The following is a 17,071-nucleotide window of genomic DNA, read 5'->3' as shown; positions in this document are numbered from 1 at the left end:
CAGGACAGATGTGACGTGTGACCCGCATGTGTGTATCACGCACGGTGGTGACAGGAGAACCATGCGGGCCACAACGGCCTCATGTGGCGCGGACGCTGACCTGTCGTCAGGCCAGTTCGGCGGTGAGGGTGATGGTCGTGCCCGTGAGCGCCTGACTGACCGGGCAGTTCTTCTTCGCGTCCTCGGCGAGCGCCTGGAACTCGTCCGCGTCCAGGCCGGAGACCGTCCCGCGCACGGTCAGGTGGATGCCGGTGATGCCCTCGCCCGGCTGGAACGTGACGTCGGCCTTCGTCTCCAGGCGCTCGGGGGCGTGGCCCGCCTTGGCCAGACCGTTGGAGAAGGCCATCGAGAAGCAGGAGGAGTGCGCGGCGGCGATGAGCTCCTCGGGGCTGGTCTTGCCGTTGGGCTCCTCCGACCGGGCCGGCCAGGAGACGTCGTACGAACCGATGCCGGAGGAGTCGAGGGTGACGACGCCGGAGCCCTTGAGGAGGTCGCCCTGCCAGACGGTGTGGGCGTGACGCACGGTGGCCATGGTGGATCCCTTTCGATCGGGTACGGCCCCCAAGCTACTGCGCGACGAGCCCCTTCGCGTCGCGGGCGAGCGCGGTGAGCCGCGAGATCGCCCGGAAGTACTTCTTGCGGTAGCCGCCGTTCAGCATCTCGTCGCTGAAGAGCTTGTCGAAGGGGAGTCCGGAGGCCAGCACGGGTATCTCGCGGTCGTACAGGCGGTCGGCGAGGACGACGAGCCGCAGGGCCGTCGACTGGTCCGGGACCGGCTGGACGTCGGTGAGGCAGACGGCGCCGAGGTCGTCGGTGAGGGCGCCGTACCGGCTCGGGTGAACCTTGGCCAGGTGTTCGAGCAGGTGCGGGAAGTCGTCGAGGGAGGCGCCCGGCGTCGCGTACGCGGTCTGGGTGACGACCTGGTCGGAGTACGGGGCCGGGGCCTCGGGCAGGCCGCGGTGGCGGTAGTCCTCGCCGTCGATCCGCAGCGGCCGGAAGTGGGCGGAGAGGCCCTGGATCTCGCGGAGGAAGTCGGCGGCGGCGAAGCGGCCCTCGCCGAGCTTGCCCGGGAGCGTGTTCGAGGTGGCGGCGAGGGCCACGCCCGACTCGACGAGCTTGCCGAGGAGGCTGGAGACGAGGACGGTGTCGCCCGGGTCGTCGAGCTCGAACTCGTCGATGCAGAGGAGACGGTGTCCGCTGAGCGTCTTCACGGTCTGCTGGAAGCCGAGGGCGCCCACCAGATTGGTCAGCTCGACGAAGGTGCCGAATGCTTTCAGCGCGGGCTCCGCGGGGGTCGCGTGCCACAGCGAGGCGAGCAGGTGGGTCTTGCCGACGCCGTACCCGCCGTCCAGGTAGACCCCGCGGGGGCCGCTCGGGGCGGCCGGCTTCTTCGCGAACCAGCGGCGCTTGCCGGCGCCGGAGGCGTGCGCTCCGCCGAGGCCCTCGGCGAAGGCGCTCAGGGCCTTGACGGCGTCCGTTTGGCTCGGCTGGTTCGGGTCGGGCAGGTACGTGTCGAAGCGGACGGAGTCGAAGCGCGGCGGCGGCACCATCTCCGCGACGAGGCGGTCGGCGGGGACGTGGGGCTCTCGGGAGCAGAGCGAGAGCGGGGCCGCTTCGGAGGAAGCCGCTTCGGTGAAGGCACGGGTCGACACAGTTCCCCACTGTAAGCGCCGTGCCAGACTGCGAGGATGCGCCAGCTCTTCCCTGTGACGGACATGACAGCCTCGACCGCCTCCGACCAGGGGTGGTCGCCCGCCTCCGATCGCGAGTGGTCGCTCGACGCCCTCGCCGACGCCTACGCGTATCCGGAGGGCGGCGGCACCTGGCTGCGGGCCAACATGGTCTCCTCGCTCGACGGCGCCGGTCAGCACGACGGGCGCTCCCAGCCCCTCTCCTCCGAGACCGACATGCGGATCTTCGGCATCCTGCGCGGGCTCGCCGACGTGGTCGTGGTGGGCGCCGAGACGGTCCGCCTGGAGGGCTACCGCCCGGCCCGGGCGCGGGAGGCCTTCGCGGACCGCCGGGCCGCCGCGGGACAGGGCCCGGCGCCCGTGATCGCCGTGGTCAGCGCCTCCCTCGACCTGGACTTCTCGCTGCCGCTCTTCACCGAGCCGCTGGTGCCGACCGTGGTCCTCACCGGCTCCGGCGCGCCCGCCGACCGGATCCGGGCCGCCCGGGAGGCGGGCGCCGAGGTGCTCTTCGCGGGCGACGGGGCCCGGGTGGTGCCGGCCCGTGCGGTGGCGGTGCTCGCGGAGCGCGGGCTGCGCCGCCAGCTGACCGAGGGCGGGCCCCGGCTGCTGGGCCAGTTCGTGGGGGCGGACGTCCTGGACGAGCTGTGCCTGACGATCTCGCCGACGATGACGGCGGGTGACGCCCAGCGGATCGCCGGGGGCCCCACGGTGGCCGTCCCGACACGCTTCCAGGTGGCTTCCGTGCTGGAGCAGGACGGCTTCCTCTTCACCCGCTACCGTCGGATCTGACAATCGGCGGAATTTGCCGTTCCGCTTAGCGTCGGCTGGGCACACTTACTGTCGCAGACCCCGTGCGGGCACGGGGAAGGATGGTTTCCGCAGAAGGGCTCCGGAGTTGTTCACAAGCGTTCTGATGATCGAGAAGCCCCTCACGTCCGTCGACGTGGAATTCGTCACCACCCTGCACGGCGACGAGGGCGTGTCCTTCATCGTTCTCATGCAGCCTCGTGGTGACCAGGCCGATGTACTGCTGCGCGCCATCGACGACGTCGCCATGGGCGAGCTCAAGGACGCCGCCCGCGAGGGCGACGAACCGGAGGGCCAGGAGGCCCGGCCGCTGGCCGAGCAGGCCCTGGAGGTCTCGCTCCAGGCCCTGAGGAAGGCCGGCTGCGAAGCGGTCGGCCAGGTCGTCGAGGACCACCCGCTCGACAAGATGAAGGCGGTGGTCGACGAGTCGAAGGCGGACGAGGTGATCGTCCTCACCGCCCCGCACTACGTGGAGGAGTTCTTCCACCGGGACTGGGCCTCCCGGGCCCGCCACAAGGTCGGCGTCCCCGTCCTGAAGCTCTTCGCCCACAGCGAGTAGCGGACGTCCCGTGTCCGCGCCCCGTGCAGGGGGCGCGGACACGGACCCGTCGGCCGCCGGGGCCCGGACCGGGAGCCACTAGGCTGGGGGCTTCCAGACGCCTGCCCGTCGCGCGCGCAGCAGGCAGCCACGAACCACCCCGGGGAGAGATCCGCATGGCACCCGCCATTCCCGCCGCCATGGAACGGCCGCACTTCATCGGCATCGGCGGTGCCGGGATGTCTGGCATCGCGAAGATCCTCGCCCAGCGCGGCGCCAAGGTCGCCGGCAGCGACGCCAAGGAGTCCGCGACCGCCGAGTCGCTGCGCGCCCTCGGGGTCACCGTGCACATCGGCCACGCCGCCGAGCACCTCGCCGACGACGCCTCCGCCGTCGTCGTCTCCAGCGCCATCCGCGCCGACAACCCCGAGCTGGCCCGCGCCGCCGAGCTCGGCGTCCCCGTCGTCCACCGCTCCGACGCGCTCGCCTCCCTCATGGACGGCCTGAGCGCGATCGCCGTCGCCGGCACGCACGGCAAGACGACCACCACCTCCATGCTGGCCGTCGCGCTCACCGAGCTCGGCCTCGACCCCTCGTACGCCATCGGCGGCGACCTCGCGGGCCCCGGCACGAACGCCCGGCACGGCGAGGGCGAGATCTTCGTCGCCGAGGCCGACGAGAGCGACCGCAGCTTCCAGAAGTACGACCCCGCCGTCGCGATCGTCCTCAACGTCGAGCTGGACCACCACGCGAACTACGCGTCGATGGACGAGATCTACGAGTCCTTCGAGGCCTTCGCCGCCAAGATCCGCCCCGGCGGCACCCTGGTCGTCGGCGAGCACGCGGGCGCCCGCGAGCTGGCCCGCCGCGTCGCGGACCGCGACGGCCTGCGCATCGTCACCGTCGGCGAGTCCGAGGACTCCGACGCCCGCATCCTGAAGATCGTCCCGAACGGCATGAAGAGCGAGGTGACCGTCCTCCTCGACGGCGTCGAGCACACCTTCACCGTCTCCGTCCCCGGCCGCCACTACGCCCACAACGCCGCCGCCGCCCTCGCGGCCGGCGCCCGCGCCGGCATCGACCCGGCCGGGCTCGCCCAGGCGCTGACCGCCTACACCGGCGTCGGCCGCCGCCTCCAGCTCAAGGGCGAGGCCAAGGGCGTCCAGGTCATCGACTCGTACGCGCACCACCCCACCGAGATGACCGCCGACCTGGAGGCCATGCGCGGCGCCGCCGGGGACTCCCGCCTCCTCGTCGTCTTCCAGCCGCACCTCTTCTCCCGCACCCAGGAGCTGGGCAAGGAGATGGGGGACGCGCTGGCCCTCGCCGACGCCTCCGTCGTCCTCGACATCTACCCGGCCCGCGAGGACCCGATCCCGGGCGTCACCAGCGGGCTGATCATCGACGCCGCCGTCGCCGCGGGCGCCGACGTCACGCCCGTCCACGACAAGGAGACCGTCCCGGAGGTGATCGCGGGAATGGCCGGCCCCGGCGACCTCGTTCTCACGATGGGCGCGGGCGACGTCACGGACCTCGGTCCGAAGATCCTCGCCCGCCTGGCGAACTGAGGGAGTGGACGAACGATGGCGTACGAGGTCGAGAAGCCGGACGAGGAGTGGCAGGCGCAGCTGACCCCGGCGGAGTACCAGGTGCTCCGGCTGGCCGGCACGGAGCCCGCCTTCCGCGGTGAGTACACCGACACGAAGACGAAGGGCGTCTACTCCTGCCGCGCCTGCGGGGCGGAGCTCTTCACGTCGAACGAGAAGTTCGAGTCGCACTGCGGCTGGCCGTCCTTCTACGACCCGAAGGACAGCGAGGCCGTCGAGCTCGTCGCGGACACCTCCCACGGCATGATCCGCACCGAGGTCCGCTGCGCCCGCTGCGGCTCCCACCTGGGTCACGTCTTCGAGGGCGAGGGCTACCCGACCCCGACGGACCAGCGGTACTGCATCAACTCGATCTCGCTGCGCCTGGAGCCCGAGGAAGGCTGACCCCCGGACGGTTCGTCAGCCGCCCCCTGTGGTAGGACTGTTGCGGATTGCAAACAGCCGACACGGGGGCATGAACATGGCTGTCACGGTTCCGGACTGGGCCGACACACTGCTGGATCTGATCGGTGTGGCCTGGCCGAACGTCGACGAGGACGCGTACCGAGAGATGGCGGACGCGCTCAGGGAGTTCGCGGACGACCTGGAGGACGACGGTCAGCTCGCGAACAACCATTTCGAGCGGCTGTTGTCCTCGGGCCAGGGCGAGGCGATCGACGCCCTCGACGAGCACTGGCAGAAGGTCAAGGGCAAGCACTTCAAGGACATCGCCGGCGCCGCCCGCACCATCGCGGGCGGCCTCGACCTGGCGGCCGGCGCCGTGGAGGGCATGAAGCTCGCGGCCCTGGTGCAGCTGGGCTACCTCGCCTCCGAGGCGGGCATCGCGCTCTCGCTGATCCCGGTGACCGGCGGTCTGTCGGCGCTGATCGGCGCGGGCGCGATGCGGGCCACGCAGGAGGTGATCAAGCGGCTGATCAAGGAGTGCGTGGAGGAGGCCGTCGGGTACGTGGTGGCCGCGCTGACCGAGCCGGCGGTGGCGGCCCTGGAGGGCATGGCGGCGGACCTGGTGGTGCAGCTGGGCGCGATGGCGATCGGGCTGCAGGACGGGGTGGACCTCGACCAGACCAAGAAGGCCGGTACGGACGGGTTCAAGGACGGGGTGCAGTCGGGCAAGGAGAGCCTGAACCTGGCCTCGGCCGGCGGCGGGGGCGGCGGTGCGCGGGGCAGCGGGCTGAAGAACCTGCACATCGAGCACGCCGAGCACGACCACGCCTCGACCCAGCTCAACACCGTGAGCGTGCGCATCCACGGGAAGACGGCGGGCAAACTCACGAAGGCGAAGACCGCGCACGGCCGCACCCGGGGGCGTGACTCGATCGCGGACGCGATCGATCCGGTCGCGGACAAGGCGATGGAGGCCCTGACCAAGGCGGCGAAGTCGATGGGCGACCACGTCGGCCAGACGCTGCCCAAGGTCGTCAAGCAGATCTCGGTGGACCACAAGAACACCGACGACGACCTGCGCGACCGCTTCGCCCGCCAGCGCAAGGGCGACCACGACAACGGGGGCAAGGGCGGCGCGGGCGGCGGCGGTGGCGGCGGGAACGGCAATCCCCCCGGCGGTGGCGGCAACGGCGGCTCCGGGAACAACCCCGGCGGCAACCGCATCACCCCGGCCCCGCCCTGGCACGGCAGCTCCGCCGGCACCATGCGCCACCACCGCACCGACCCGCTCGACGTGAGCCACCTCACCCCCGAGCAGCAGCGTGAGGCCCTCGTCCAGGAGGCCCGCGACCTCGCCGACAAGGCGCGCAGGGCGGACCCGGAGAACAAGAACGACCCCAAGCACCAGATCGACCTGGCCAAGACCCGGTTCCCGGTCGGCGAACACCTCGTCAAGGACAACGCCTGCGCCGGCGGGCTGCTCCACGACGGTGTCGTCACCAGCCAGACCAGCGCGACCAAGTTCGAGGGTCAGGCCAAGCCGGACCTGCATCCGGCCGTGCAGGACATCTACGACCAGGTGAAGGCCAGGATCGAAGGGGACGGCGGCAGGCCGGGCGCGGGCCACGGGCAGTGCGCCGAGCCTCTGCTGCTCTCGGACCGGCTCCGCCAGCTCGACCCGAGCGGTACGAACATCAGTACGATCGACCACGTGCGGGATGCGATGAACGGTGCGCAGATGTACACCGTGCAGGTCGGCCGGGACCCGCGGGGCATCCTCAAGCACAACGACTACAAAGAGCCGTGCCGCTCGTGCGCGATCGCCCTCGACATGGCCGGCATCACCGCTTACGCAGGTTAGGAACCTCCCCATGCCCCATCTCAACGCCCCCGCGGACGTCGACGCCTGGTTCGCGGAGAACGGCTGGACTCCCGGTCGGAACGCCGGCGAGCAGGCCTCGGCGTTCGTGGCGGAGGTCGTCGAGGAGAGCCGGAAGAGCGGCTTCCCCCTGGAGCCCTTCGCCGCCGCCACCGACTTCCTCACCGAGCACGCGGGACTCCGCGTGACCACCGACCCCCAGCGCCAGGACCACCTCCACTTCACGCCCGTCCCCGTCTGGGGCGACCTCTTCGAGGACATCGCCGAGCTGAGCCGCGGCCTGGGCGCCCGGGTCTTCCCGATCGGCTGGGACTCGGCGGAGGGGGAGATCCTCGTCATCGACGAGCAGGGCCGCTTCTTCAACATGAGCAGCTTCGGCAACTACTACATGGGGACGGGCAAGCACGGGGCCATGATCGGCCTCTTCCACTGGCCCATGCAGGACGCGGAGGACCTCTATGTCTGACCTGATCCCTGGTACGGCTGCCTCGCTGCTCATCCACGGCACCATCACCAGCCACACCAACCTCACCGGCGACGGCGAGCCCGATCTCCACCCGGCCGTGCGGGAGTTCTTCGACGGGCTGCCGCCCGCCCTGCGCGAGCCCTTCATCGGCTACTGCGCCGAGTCCGCCCTCGTCTCCGACGAGCTCTTCGGTTTCGACCGGCAGCGCGGCGACGGCCGCACCGCCACCCTCGACGAGGCCGTCCCGCACTTCGCGGGCGCGGCGGTCGTCGCCCGCAAGATCCGCCCGCACGGCGATCCCGAGCACGGCACCGAGGCCGAGGTCTGCCGCTCCTGCTCGGCGCTCCTCGACCGGCTGGGGATCACGATCCTCCACGACCAGGCATGACGCGACCAGGCATGAGCGACGTACTGACGGAAGCGGGCTGGCGGCCGGGCCGGGACGCGGGAGACCCCGCCATGCTGGCGGTCCTCGTCGTGGTGACCGTCGGAGCGGAACTCTTCCCCGCCGCCGACCGCGCCGTGCGCGAGTTCCACGGCCTGCACGTCCTCCCGGCCGCCGACGGCGGCCGGGAGGTCGCCGCCCTCGGTGCCGTCATAGACCCCCGCGAGGCCCGCTTCGACGTCCCGGCCCTGAACCGGCTCGCCCACTCCCTCGGCGCCCGCCTCTTCCCCTTCGGCCGTACGGACACGGACGCGCCGCTCGCGGTCGACGAGCACGGCCGGCTCCTCATGCTCGGCCCGGGCGGCCCCTGGCTCCTCGGCGAGACGGTCCACGCCGGTCTGACGGCGCTGACCTCCGGGATCGCGCCGGTACGGCTCCGGCCGCCCCGGTGGCGCTTCCCGCTGTCCGGCGGCGGGAACGACCTCGGGGCGGCGGTACGGGCCGCGCTCGTCGCCGTCTACGTCCTGCACAGCGCGGGCCTGTTCGGTGCCCGCGCCCTGCACCTGAGGGCGACCACCCTGCGGGGGATCGGCGTCGTGGCCGTGGACGAGGAGTTCCCGCTGCGCCCGGGGGCGCTGGAGGACAACGCCGAACCCCTCGCCGCCGCGATGGCGGACCGGTGCGAGGCGGCGGGCGCGCGCCCCGGCGCCTGCGAGCTGACCCTCACGGTGTCCGCGCCGCCCGGCACGGAGGGCCCGGCGGCGACGGCCGCCTGCGCCGTGACGGTGGGCGGCGAGACCGAGGGCCCCGGCCTGACCCTGTCGGCCGCCCTGTCCGCCACGAGCGGCCCCACGGCGAAGGCCCTGGACGCCTGCGCCCGGGCCCTCGCGGACTGGGCGGGTTCCCCGGCGTCCTGACCGATGCCCCGCTCGCGCGACCGAGGAGTCCCTCGTGCCCCGTCTGAGAGTCCCCGCCGACGTCGACGCCTGGTTCGGCGAGCACGGCTGGTTTCCCGGCCGGAACGTCGCCGAACAGGCGGCGGCGTTCGTGGCGGAGGTCGTCGAGGAGACCCGGAACGACGGGTACCCGGTCGAGCCGTTCGCCGCCGCCACCGAATTCCTCGCCGAGCACGCGGGTCTCCGCCTGACCATCGACGCGCGGCGTGAGGAGTACCTGCACTTCAAGCCGGTCATCGTCTGGGACAGCACCGCCGAGGAGATCGCGGAGCTGAGCCGCAACCTGGGCGTGCGGGTCTTCCCCGTCGGCTGGGACTCCTCGGAGGGCGAGGTGATCGTCATGGACGAGCGGAGCCGGTTCTTCTGCCTGCACCACACCGGCAACTACTACATGGGCACCGGCAAGTACGGGGCGATGACCGACCTCTACGGGTATCCCATGCGGGACGCGGAGGACTTCTACGTCTGATCCGGGCAGGGCCTTCAGTGCACCGAGAAGCCGCCGTCCACGAAGAGCGACTGGCCCGTGACGTACGCGGAGGAGGCGCTCGCCAGGAAGACGGCGGCGCCCGCGAAGTCCTCCGCCAGGCCGTTGCGGCCGACCATCGTGCGGGCGGCCAGGGCGGCGACCCTCTCCGGGTCGGAGGAGAGGCGCTGGTTGAGCGGGGTCATCACGAAGCCGGGGACCAGGGTGTTGACGGTGACCCCGTACGGGGACCAGGCCTCGGCCTGCGAGCGGGCCAGCGACTCCAGGGCGCCCTTGGACACCCCGTACGCCCCGCTCTGGACGAACGCGCGGTGCGCCTGCTGCGAGGTGATGTGGATGATCCGGCCGAAGCCCCGCTCCGCCATGCCGGGGCCGAAGCGTCGGCCGAGGAGGAACGGCGCCTCCAGGTTCACGGTCATCGTCGTGTCCCACACCTCCTCGCCCAGCTCGCCGAACGGCGGACGGAGGTTGATGCCGGCCGAGTTCACCAGGATGTCCGGCTCCCCGAAGACGGCCGCCGCGGCCTCCGCCCCGGCCTTGATGCCCTCCCGGCTGCCCAGGTCGGCGCTCACCCAGGCCGCCCGGCGGCCGTCGGCCGTCAACTCGTCGACGGTCGCGACGAGTTCGGCCTCCTTGCGGGCCAGGACCACCACGCTCGCCCCCGCCCGGGCCAGCGCCCCCGCGATGGCCTTGCCGATGCCGGAACTGCCGCCGGTGACCAGGGCGTTTCGCCCTTCGAGCGAGAACATCCCGGAGAGGTAGCCTGCGGGGCCCGTGCTCATCGTGTCGCTCCTCGTGTCGTACGGCGCCGGCCGCCCGTGTGCGGTGGAGGGCCGGCCCCCGCATCCTGGCACACGGGTCCTGATCAGCCGTGTCAGACCCCGGTCGCGGCCGTCGCCCGCACGCAGTCGGCGAAATCGCGGGGCTCGCGGCCCGGCGACCACCGCGCCGCCGGCGTCACCGGGCCTTGAACACGAACCTCTCGACCTCGCTGCGGTCCAGGTTCCAGAACGTGACCGACGGGTTCCGGCCGACGGTGACGAACTGGACCTCGTCGGACAGCGCGACGTCGATCGGAGACCCGTCGTCGTTGCTGTTCGGGTCCTGGTACGCGATGCCGAACGACTCGTACGTCTTCGTCTTCTCGCCGCCCAGGAACAGCTTCACGCCCGCGTACGCCTTCTGCTTCGGCCCGATCGTGGCGACGGCCTTCGCCGGGGACTCCATCGGCTGGAGCGGGCCGTCGACGTCCTGCCCGAAGGTGATGAAGGGGTAGTGGTAGAGCGTGCAGGGCTTGTCGGTGACGTTGGTGGCCGTGATCAGGAGGTGCTGACCCGAGTCGTGCGCCCAGTACGACGTGCCGATGGAGAGGTCCTGGTCACCGCAGGCCGGGGCCTTCTCCTTGCTGCCGCTGCCGCTGCCGCTGCCGCTCGGCTTCGCGGAGTGGGTCGCGGTGGGCTGCGGGGCGTCGGTGGTCGGAGCCGGGCTCGGGGTGGCGGGGGCGGTGGTGCCGGTCGCGCTCGCGGTACGGGACGGGGCCGGGCTCACGGCCCCGTCATCCGTACCGCCGTCCGGCCCGCAGGCCGTCGACGAGAGGAGCGCGGCGACGGCCGCGGCTCCCAGGGCGTACGTCTTCCAGCTCTTGCGGGCAGCGCGCATGGTGATCCCCCGTGTCCTTCACATGGCTCGACGAGCAGATTCTGCACCGGCGCGGCTGCCGTGTTCCGGTGCGGGACAGCTCGTTACGAACCACGGACATGGAGGTGATGCTTCCTCGGCCGAGCTGGCCGAGGAACTCCGTCCAGGCGTCGCGGGAGAGGGCCGGCCGGGGGCCGGTGGGGTTCTTGGAGTCGCGGACGTGGACGGTGGTGGGGCAGGTGGCGACCTCGACGCAGTTGCCGCCGTCACCGCTGCTGTAGATGGACTTGTGTCAGGAGAGGTCGACTTCTACGCGGTACAGCAGCTCCTGTCGGTCCGTCACTTGTCCCCCTTGCCGTCCGGTGCTGCCAACCTGACTCCTCTCCAAGCCTGTTGACGACGGCGGTATGCGTCACGTCGTGCGCGCCCCGGCACGCGGTCCGGGCCGTGGGGTCACCACGGCCCGGACCGCGTTCACGCCGTCGGCCCCTACGGGGCCGGGGCGTACCCCGCCGGCCGGGTGGTGAAGGTGCCCCGGCCCTGGGTGCGGCCGCGGAGGCGGGACGCGTAGCCGAAGAGTTCGGCCAGCGGGACCGTCGCCGAGACCACCGCCGTGCCGGAGCGGGTCGTCGAGTCGGTGACCCGGCCCCGGCGGGCCGCGAGGTCGCCGAGGACCGAGCCGACCGACTCGGCGGGGACGGTGACCGTCACCTCGGCCACCGGTTCGAGCAGGGTCGTCACGCTCGCGCGGAGCGCCTCGCGCAGGGCGAAGCGGCCCGCCGTGCGGAACGCCATCTCCGAGGAGTCCTTCGGATGCGTGGCGCCGTCCGTGAGCGTGACCCGGACACCCGTCACCGGATGGCCGCCGAGGGGGCCCTCGACGAGGGCGTCCCGGCAGCCGGCCTCGACCGCGCGGACGTACTCCTGCGGGACGCGACCGCCCGTGACCGTGGAGCGGAACGCGAACTCCTCCCCGTTCTCCGTCGGTTCGACGTCGATGACGACGTGGGCGAACTGGCCCGCGCCGCCGTCCTGTTTGACATGGCGGTAGGTGAGATTCGTGACGCCCTTCGTCACCGTCTCCCGGTACGCCACCTGCGGACGGCCGACCGCGACCTCCAGGCCCCGGTCGCGCCGCAGCTTCTCCACCGCGACCTCCAGGTGCAGCTCGCCGAGACCGGACAGGACCGTCTGGCCCGTCTCCGGATCGGACCGCACCACGAGCGACGGGTCCTCCTCCGTCATCCGGGCGAGGGCCGTCGCGAGCCGGCCCGTGTCCGTGCCGCGGCGGGCCTCCACGGCGACCGAGACCACCGGGTCGGCGGTTGTCGGCGGTTCGAGGACGACCGGCGAGTCCGGGGCGCAGAGCGTCGCCCCGGCGCGGGCGGACTTCGGCCCGACGACGGCGACGATGTCACCGGCGCGCGCCGAGTCCACCTCCGTCGCCCGGTCGGCCTGGACACGCAGGATGCGGGCGATCCGCTCCGTACGCCCGGCGGTCGTGTCGAGCACGGTGTCCCCCTTCCCGAGCGTGCCCGCGTAGACGCGGATGTACGTCATGCGGCCGGTGGCCGTCGCGTTCACCTTGAAGGCGAGCGCGGTGAACGGCGCCTCCGGGTCCGCCGGGACCTCGCCGCGCACCGGCGGCATGTCGGACGGGGCCGGGAGGTACGCGACGACGGCGTCGAGCAGCGGCTCGATGCCCCGGTTGCGGTACGCCGAGCCGCAGAGGACGACGACGGCCTCGCCGGAGAGGGTGAGGTCGCGGAGGGCGGCCGTGAGGACGTCCTCGGAGAGCGCGTTCCGCTCGCAGAACTCCTCCAGGGCGCGCGGGTGCAGCTCCGCGACCGTCTCCTCCAGGCGCCGCCTGCGGTGCCGGGCCTCGTCCCGGAGCTCGTCGGGGACCGGCAGGACGGCGAACGCGTCGGAGCCGTCGGCCCACACGTACGCCCGCATCCGGACCAGGTCCACGACGCCCGTGAAGCCGTCCTCGCGCCCGATGGGCAGCTGGACGGGGAGCGGGACGGTGCCGAGGCGGTCCCGGATCGACGCCACGGCGGCGTCGAGCTCCGCGCCCGCGCGGTCCAGCTTGTTGACGAACGCGATCCTCGGTACCCCGTGCCGGTCGGCCTGGCGCCACACCGTCTCGCTCTGCGGCTCGACGCCCGCGACGGCGTCGAAGACGGCGACGGCGCCGTCGAGGACGCGCAGCGAGCGCTCGACCTCGTCGGAGAAGTCGACGTGACCGGGCGTGTCGATCAGGTTGATCCGGTGGCCCGCCCAGTCGCAGCTGACGGCCGCGGCGAAGATCGTGATGCCCCGGTCCCGCTCCTGCGGGTCGAAGTCGGTGACGGTCGTGCCGTCGTGGACCTCGCCGCGCTTGTGGGTGGCGCCGGTCAGGAACAGGAACCGCTCCGTGACGGTGGTCTTGCCGGCGTCGACGTGGGCGAGGATGCCGAGGTTGCGGACGCTTCGGGTGGTGGTGTCGGTACGCACGGTGTGTCGTGCCTTTCGCTGCTGCGTGGGAGAGGGGCAGCGCGATTCCCGGACGGATCCCAGGGGATCAGTACGTCACGGGTCGGCGATGGCGGGCGCGCAGCCGCCACCGGCCGGAGCGAGAGGCGAGGATCACGTCGAAGCGGCGCGTACGCACGGTCGGCTCTCCTCGGTGGATGCTCGCGGCACGGCACACCGGTCGGTGCGCCGTGCCGCGAGTGTAGGGAGGGCCGCCGCGCGGGCGACACCGGTTTTTACCCGGCGGGCTGGAGGAGGTCCCAGCGGTTGCCGTAGAGGTCCTCGAAGACGGCGACCGAGCCGTACGGCTCGTGGCGGGGCTCCTCCAGGAACTTCACCCCGGCGGCCGTCATGCGCTCGTGGTCGCCGGCGAAGTCCTCCGTGTGGAGGAAGAAGCCGACCCGGCCGCCCGTCTGGTTGCCGACCGAGGCCTCCTCCTCCTCGTTCTTCGCGCGGGCGAGCAGCAGCCCGGTGTTGCCGAGGCCGCCGACGCCGGCCGCGCCGCGCGGACGGACGACGACCCAGCGGCTCCCGTCGCCGCGGTCGGTGTCCTCGACCAGCTCGAAGCCGAGGGCGTCGGTGTAGAAGGCGATGGCCTCGTCGTATTCACGGACGACGAGGGTGACGAGTGCGATGGACGGCATTTCCCCAACGTAATACGCGGAAGGGTCGGAACCCACCCGCGTCGACCCGCGTCGTGGTGGGGATGACCCTTGCGGGATGGAGGGTCGGAGCGAGGGTCCGGGGAGGGTCGCCCCGAGGGTCCCCCGACCCGCACCCCGCACCCCGCACCCCGTGCACAGCGCACGTGGGGTGCGGGTCGAGGCGCGGGACGCGGAGGCGCCGCCGGGGGGCGTCCTGCCGATCACGGCGGGCCGCTCGGCGCTCAAGGCGGTCTGATCATCGGCCGGCCTGTCCACGCCCTGCCGTCGATGAGCGGAAACGGGCATAGAGTGACGCGCGTGGACATGCGAACGGTCATCGACGACCTGGTAGAAGAAGCCGAACGGCAGCTGCGCGATCGGACGTGGGTGCCGGAAGGCGCCGACCGCACCGTCGCCGCGAAGGCCGCCGCCGACCTGCGCGCCGCCGTCGGCACCCCGGAGGCCCAGCAGGGCCTGTCCACGGTCGACCGGCTGGCACACCTGCGGGAGGCGCTCGCCGATCTGGCCATCGCCCTCGCCCACGTCCACGGACGCCTGGCCTGGTTCCTCGGCGCGGCCGCCACCGCGCTCACTCCCATCCTGCACTGGCGCGCCCTGCCCGCCGAGGACGGCCCCACCTTCGGCGCCGTCCTCCCGACCCCCCGGCAGTACGCGGAGGCCGAAGAGGCGATCCGCCGGCTCCAGAGCACCCTCGCCGACATCAGCACCGTCTGACACCACCCGGACCGGCGGGGACAGGGACACGGTCGCCCGGACGCGACCCGGCCGGGGCCCCGTCGCCACCCCTGCCCTGCCGCACCACTGGCCCGCTGCCGCGCCCCGGCCTCGATCCCGCCACCGGCCCGCGACGCCCGTCACCGATCGGGGCGCGCGGTGCGAGAATGCGCCGCATGGAGGTCCAGGAGTTCGATCGGCTCGTCGCACGCGCGCAGGCGCTCGCCGCCCCCGGGCGGCGGCGGATCCTCGGGCTCGCCGGCCCGCCCGGCTCCGGGAAGTCCACGCTCGCCGCCCGTCTCGTCGACCGGCTCGACGGGCTCGCCGTGCTCGTCCCGATGGACGGCTTCCACCTGGCCCAGGCGGAGCTGGAGCGGCTCGGGCGGGCGGACAGGAAGGGGGCGCCGGACACCTTCGACGCCGCCGGGTACGCCGCGCTCCTCGCCCGGCTCCGTACCCCCGTCCCCGGCACCACCGTCTACGCGCCCGCGTTCGACCGCTCCCTGGAGGAGCCGGTCGCCGGGGCGATCCCCGTGGCGCCCGAGGTCCCGCTCGTCGTCACGGAGGGGAACTACCTGCTGCACGACGAGGGCGCCTGGGCCGACGTCCTGCCGCTCCTCGACGAGGCCTGGTACCTCGACCTGGACGCCCGGCTCCGGGTGCCCCGGCTCGTCGAGCGGCACGTCCGCTTCGGCAAGGACCGGGCGTATGCCGAGCGCTGGGTCCACGACTCCGACGAGGCCAACGCCCGCCTGGTGGCCCGCGGCCGGGACCGCGCCCACGTCGTCGTGAGGACGGCTTAGCCGGGCACCGTGATTCCGTCCCGTGACCGTGGGCTCGGGGCGGGTCGGCGTACGCGGCCGCCGCGCGTCCGTGGGCGGCTCCGGGCCCACGGCCGAGACCGCGCGTCCTGACGGGCGAGCACCTGCCCCGCCTCCGAGCGGACGGCCCGACGGAAGAGCTCTACGGCGCGCCCGCCCCCTGAAGCGCCGCCGCGTGCTCCGTCGCCGCCACCGCCAGTGCCCGGACCAGCGGGTGCGGCACGGTGCCGTCGCCCGCCAGTTCCGGCTGGAAGAGGGTCGCCAGGAAGAAGGGGTGCGAGGGGAGTTCGGCGACGCGGATGCCGCCCTCCTCGTCCGCGCCCGTGAAGCGCAGGCCGTGTGCCCGCAGGGTGTCCAGGTGGCGGCTGTCCGGGCCGTAGTCGCAGTGGTAGCGCTCCGTCGTCCGCTCCGCGCCGAGCGCCTTCTCGGCGAGCGAGCCGGGGGTGACCCGTACGACCCCCTCGTGGCCCACGAGCGAGCAGGAGAGCGGCGCGATCAGCAGGTCGCCCGGATCGGCCGCCGGATCGTTCTCGGCGTGCGCCGCCCGCTCCAGGCCGCAGACGTCCCGCGCGTACTCGATCAGGGCGTGCTGGAAGCCGGCGCAGGTGCCGAGGAACGGGATGCCGTCCTCGCGGGCCGTACGGATCGCCGCGAGCGCCCCCGCCTCGCTGGCGTACGGGCTCCCCGGCAGCACCCACACCGCGTCGAAGCCCTTCACCGCGCCCGGGGCCTCCGCGTCGACCGTCTGGATCCAGTACGCGTCGAGCGCGAGCCCGTCCCGCTCGGCGAGGGCGTCCAGGAGGACCGGGATGCGGACGTGCGAGCGGACGTGCGGGGAGCGGTCGCCGACCAGGGCGATCCGAGGGGTGTGCGGGGGCGTGTTCGTGTTCGTGGTCATGGTCGCCATGCTGGGCCGCCCCCCTCGTTCACGTCCAACGATGATTCCTGCACTCGCCATCACAAACGCTTATGGGCCTCCCGTTAGGGTGGCCGCATGACGAACGATCACGACTGGGAGACCCGCGTCGCCGCGCTCTGGGAGCGCCTCGACGACCACGAGCCCGCCGACTTCCGCGCCCGCGTCGCCGAACTCGCCGCCGAGCGGCCCGCCGACGATCCGGACGCCGTCTTCGAGCAGGGCGCCGCCCACGACTCCACCGGCATGCCCGAGGAGGCCGTCGCCCACTACGAGCGGGCCCTCGGCCTCGGCCTCACCGGACTGCGCCGTCGACGGGCCGTCATCCAGCTCGCCAGCAGCCTGCGCAACCTCGGCCGCCCCGACCGCAGCGTCGAACTCCTCACCGCCGAGCGGGCCCTCCCCGCCGACCGGCTCGACGCCGACGAGCGGGCGCTCTCCGGAGCCGTCGACGCCTTCCTGGCCCTCGCCCTCGCCGACACCGGCCGCGACCGCGAGGCCGCCTCCCTCGCCCTCGGCGCCCTCGCGCCCCTGCTGCCCCGCTACAACCGCTCCCTCGCGCACTACGCCAAGGACCTCCTGAAGACCCCCTTCGGGTCCTGA

The 17,071-nt window shown here is 72.9% G+C and carries 19 protein-coding genes and 1 pseudogene; 12 read left to right on the top strand and 8 right to left on the bottom strand.

What is annotated here, in order from left to right; all coding sequences use genetic code 11:
* Positions 1–106 precede the first annotated feature (106 nt).
* Together ACIGW4_RS00545 and zapE are read right to left on the bottom strand one after the other, a co-directional pair.
* The gene (locus ACIGW4_RS00545) at positions 107–532 is read right to left on the bottom strand and encodes an OsmC family protein (protein ID WP_123455978.1); all 426 of its coding nucleotides are present in this window, start codon (positions 530–532) and stop codon (positions 107–109) included.
* Between the two features lie 34 nt (positions 533–566).
* The gene (gene zapE / locus ACIGW4_RS00540) at positions 567–1,652 is read right to left on the bottom strand and encodes a cell division protein ZapE (protein ID WP_123455979.1); all 1,086 of its coding nucleotides are present in this window, start codon (positions 1,650–1,652) and stop codon (positions 567–569) included.
* Positions 1,653–1,688: 36 nt separating this feature from the next.
* On the opposite strand from zapE, the gene ACIGW4_RS00535 reads away from it, so the two are divergent.
* From ACIGW4_RS00535 to ACIGW4_RS00495, 9 genes are all read left to right on the top strand, one after another.
* On the top strand, positions 1,689–2,480 hold the full coding sequence (locus ACIGW4_RS00535) for a pyrimidine reductase family protein (protein WP_399577485.1): 792 nt from the start codon (positions 1,689–1,691) through the stop codon (positions 2,478–2,480).
* A 106-nt stretch (positions 2,481–2,586) separates the two neighbouring features.
* Positions 2,587–3,057 carry an indole-3-glycerol phosphate synthase gene (locus ACIGW4_RS00530; protein ID WP_359590523.1) on the top strand — a complete coding sequence of 157 codons (471 nt, stop codon included), beginning with the start codon at positions 2,587–2,589 and terminating at the stop codon, positions 3,055–3,057.
* Positions 3,058–3,212: 155 nt separating this feature from the next.
* Positions 3,213–4,604, top strand: a complete 1,392-nt coding sequence (murC, locus tag ACIGW4_RS00525) for a UDP-N-acetylmuramate--L-alanine ligase (protein ID WP_359590522.1) — start codon at positions 3,213–3,215, stop codon at positions 4,602–4,604.
* 15 nt (positions 4,605–4,619) lie between these two features.
* Positions 4,620–5,027: a peptide-methionine (R)-S-oxide reductase MsrB gene (gene msrB, locus ACIGW4_RS00520; protein WP_123455983.1), complete on the top strand. Its 408-nt coding sequence runs from the start codon at positions 4,620–4,622 to the stop codon at positions 5,025–5,027.
* Between the two features lie 76 nt (positions 5,028–5,103).
* Positions 5,104–6,888, top strand: coding sequence for a YwqJ-related putative deaminase (locus tag ACIGW4_RS00515; RefSeq protein ID WP_398710487.1), 1,785 nt, complete (start codon positions 5,104–5,106; stop codon positions 6,886–6,888).
* A 10-nt stretch (positions 6,889–6,898) separates the two neighbouring features.
* Positions 6,899–7,372, top strand: a complete 474-nt coding sequence (locus tag ACIGW4_RS00510) for an SUKH-3 domain-containing protein (protein WP_123455985.1) — start codon at positions 6,899–6,901, stop codon at positions 7,370–7,372.
* Positions 7,365–7,760, top strand: coding sequence for a YwqJ-related putative deaminase (locus ACIGW4_RS00505; protein WP_123455986.1), 396 nt, complete (start codon positions 7,365–7,367; stop codon positions 7,758–7,760). Before ACIGW4_RS00510 ends, ACIGW4_RS00505 begins: the two co-directional genes overlap by 8 nt.
* 11 nt (positions 7,761–7,771) lie before the next feature.
* A complete protein-coding gene (locus ACIGW4_RS00500; RefSeq protein ID WP_398710486.1) occupies positions 7,772–8,674 on the top strand; it encodes an SUKH-3 domain-containing protein in 903 nt (300 codons plus the stop codon).
* A gap of 34 nt (positions 8,675–8,708) precedes the next feature.
* A complete protein-coding gene (locus tag ACIGW4_RS00495; RefSeq protein ID WP_359590518.1) occupies positions 8,709–9,182 on the top strand; it encodes an SUKH-3 domain-containing protein in 474 nt (157 codons plus the stop codon).
* A gap of 14 nt (positions 9,183–9,196) precedes the next feature.
* Here ACIGW4_RS00495 and ACIGW4_RS00490 read toward each other — a convergent pair whose 3' ends face one another.
* The 5 genes and pseudogenes from ACIGW4_RS00490 to ACIGW4_RS00470 form a co-directional block, all read right to left on the bottom strand.
* A complete protein-coding gene (locus ACIGW4_RS00490; RefSeq protein WP_399577479.1) occupies positions 9,197–9,982 on the bottom strand; it encodes an SDR family NAD(P)-dependent oxidoreductase in 786 nt (261 codons plus the stop codon).
* A gap of 175 nt (positions 9,983–10,157) precedes the next feature.
* A complete protein-coding gene (locus tag ACIGW4_RS00485; RefSeq protein WP_399577478.1) occupies positions 10,158–10,859 on the bottom strand; it encodes a DUF4232 domain-containing protein in 702 nt (233 codons plus the stop codon).
* 130 nt (positions 10,860–10,989) lie between these two features.
* Positions 10,990–11,121, bottom strand: a pseudogene (locus ACIGW4_RS00480) (DUF397 domain-containing protein); the annotation flags it as partial.
* A gap of 206 nt (positions 11,122–11,327) precedes the next feature.
* Entirely contained in the window at positions 11,328–13,334 is a 2,007-nt protein-coding gene (gene fusA / locus ACIGW4_RS00475; protein ID WP_399577475.1) for an elongation factor G, read from the bottom strand.
* A 254-nt stretch (positions 13,335–13,588) separates the two neighbouring features.
* Positions 13,589–13,996 carry a VOC family protein gene (locus ACIGW4_RS00470; protein ID WP_359590513.1) on the bottom strand — a complete coding sequence of 136 codons (408 nt, stop codon included), beginning with the start codon at positions 13,994–13,996 and terminating at the stop codon, positions 13,589–13,591.
* 324 nt (positions 13,997–14,320) lie between these two features.
* On the opposite strand from ACIGW4_RS00470, the gene ACIGW4_RS00465 reads away from it, so the two are divergent.
* Both ACIGW4_RS00465 and ACIGW4_RS00460 read left to right on the top strand, forming a co-directional pair.
* The gene (locus ACIGW4_RS00465) at positions 14,321–14,731 is read left to right on the top strand and encodes a hypothetical protein (protein WP_398710635.1); all 411 of its coding nucleotides are present in this window, start codon (positions 14,321–14,323) and stop codon (positions 14,729–14,731) included.
* A 167-nt stretch (positions 14,732–14,898) separates the two neighbouring features.
* Positions 14,899–15,534, top strand: a complete 636-nt coding sequence (locus tag ACIGW4_RS00460; protein ID WP_398710479.1) for a nucleoside/nucleotide kinase family protein — start codon at positions 14,899–14,901, stop codon at positions 15,532–15,534.
* A 160-nt stretch (positions 15,535–15,694) separates the two neighbouring features.
* On the opposite strand, the gene ACIGW4_RS00455 is transcribed toward ACIGW4_RS00460, so the two are convergent.
* Positions 15,695–16,450, bottom strand: a complete 756-nt coding sequence (locus ACIGW4_RS00455) for a hypothetical protein (protein WP_399577471.1) — start codon at positions 16,448–16,450, stop codon at positions 15,695–15,697.
* A gap of 96 nt (positions 16,451–16,546) precedes the next feature.
* On the opposite strand from ACIGW4_RS00455, the gene ACIGW4_RS00450 reads away from it, so the two are divergent.
* Entirely contained in the window at positions 16,547–17,071 is a 525-nt protein-coding gene (locus ACIGW4_RS00450; protein WP_123455995.1) for a tetratricopeptide repeat protein, read from the top strand.

It is taken from the genome of Streptomyces sp. NPDC053513 (assembly GCF_044544765.1).
Taxonomy (GTDB): domain Bacteria; phylum Actinomycetota; class Actinomycetes; order Streptomycetales; family Streptomycetaceae; genus Streptomyces; species Streptomyces litmocidini.
This window is presented reverse-complemented; position numbering and strand designations above follow the sequence as displayed.

Excerpts from the sequence above, each read along its gene's own strand:
- msrB (WP_123455983.1), top strand. The coding sequence starts at position 4,620 with ATGGCGTACGAGGTCGAGAAGCCGGACGAGGAGTGGCAGGCGCAGCTG.
- ACIGW4_RS00500 (WP_398710486.1), top strand. The coding sequence starts at position 7,772 with ATGAGCGACGTACTGACGGAAGCGGGCTGGCGGCCGGGCCGGGACGCG.
- ACIGW4_RS00490 (WP_399577479.1), bottom strand. The coding sequence starts at position 9,982 with ATGAGCACGGGCCCCGCAGGCTACCTCTCCGGGATGTTCTCGCTCGAA.
- ACIGW4_RS00470 (WP_359590513.1), bottom strand. The coding sequence starts at position 13,996 with ATGCCGTCCATCGCACTCGTCACCCTCGTCGTCCGTGAATACGACGAG.
- ACIGW4_RS00485 (WP_399577478.1), bottom strand. The coding sequence starts at position 10,859 with ATGCGCGCTGCCCGCAAGAGCTGGAAGACGTACGCCCTGGGAGCCGCG.
- ACIGW4_RS00510 (WP_123455985.1), top strand. The coding sequence starts at position 6,899 with ATGCCCCATCTCAACGCCCCCGCGGACGTCGACGCCTGGTTCGCGGAG.
- ACIGW4_RS00465 (WP_398710635.1), top strand. The coding sequence starts at position 14,321 with ATGCGAACGGTCATCGACGACCTGGTAGAAGAAGCCGAACGGCAGCTG.
- ACIGW4_RS00455 (WP_399577471.1), bottom strand. The coding sequence starts at position 16,450 with ATGACCACGAACACGAACACGCCCCCGCACACCCCTCGGATCGCCCTG.
- ACIGW4_RS00535 (WP_399577485.1), top strand. The coding sequence starts at position 1,689 with ATGCGCCAGCTCTTCCCTGTGACGGACATGACAGCCTCGACCGCCTCC.
- ACIGW4_RS00505 (WP_123455986.1), top strand. The coding sequence starts at position 7,365 with ATGTCTGACCTGATCCCTGGTACGGCTGCCTCGCTGCTCATCCACGGC.
- murC (WP_359590522.1), top strand. The coding sequence starts at position 3,213 with ATGGCACCCGCCATTCCCGCCGCCATGGAACGGCCGCACTTCATCGGC.
- ACIGW4_RS00515 (WP_398710487.1), top strand. The coding sequence starts at position 5,104 with ATGGCTGTCACGGTTCCGGACTGGGCCGACACACTGCTGGATCTGATC.
- ACIGW4_RS00450 (WP_123455995.1), top strand. The coding sequence starts at position 16,547 with ATGACGAACGATCACGACTGGGAGACCCGCGTCGCCGCGCTCTGGGAG.
- ACIGW4_RS00460 (WP_398710479.1), top strand. The coding sequence starts at position 14,899 with ATGCGCCGCATGGAGGTCCAGGAGTTCGATCGGCTCGTCGCACGCGCG.
- ACIGW4_RS00545 (WP_123455978.1), bottom strand. The coding sequence starts at position 532 with ATGGCCACCGTGCGTCACGCCCACACCGTCTGGCAGGGCGACCTCCTC.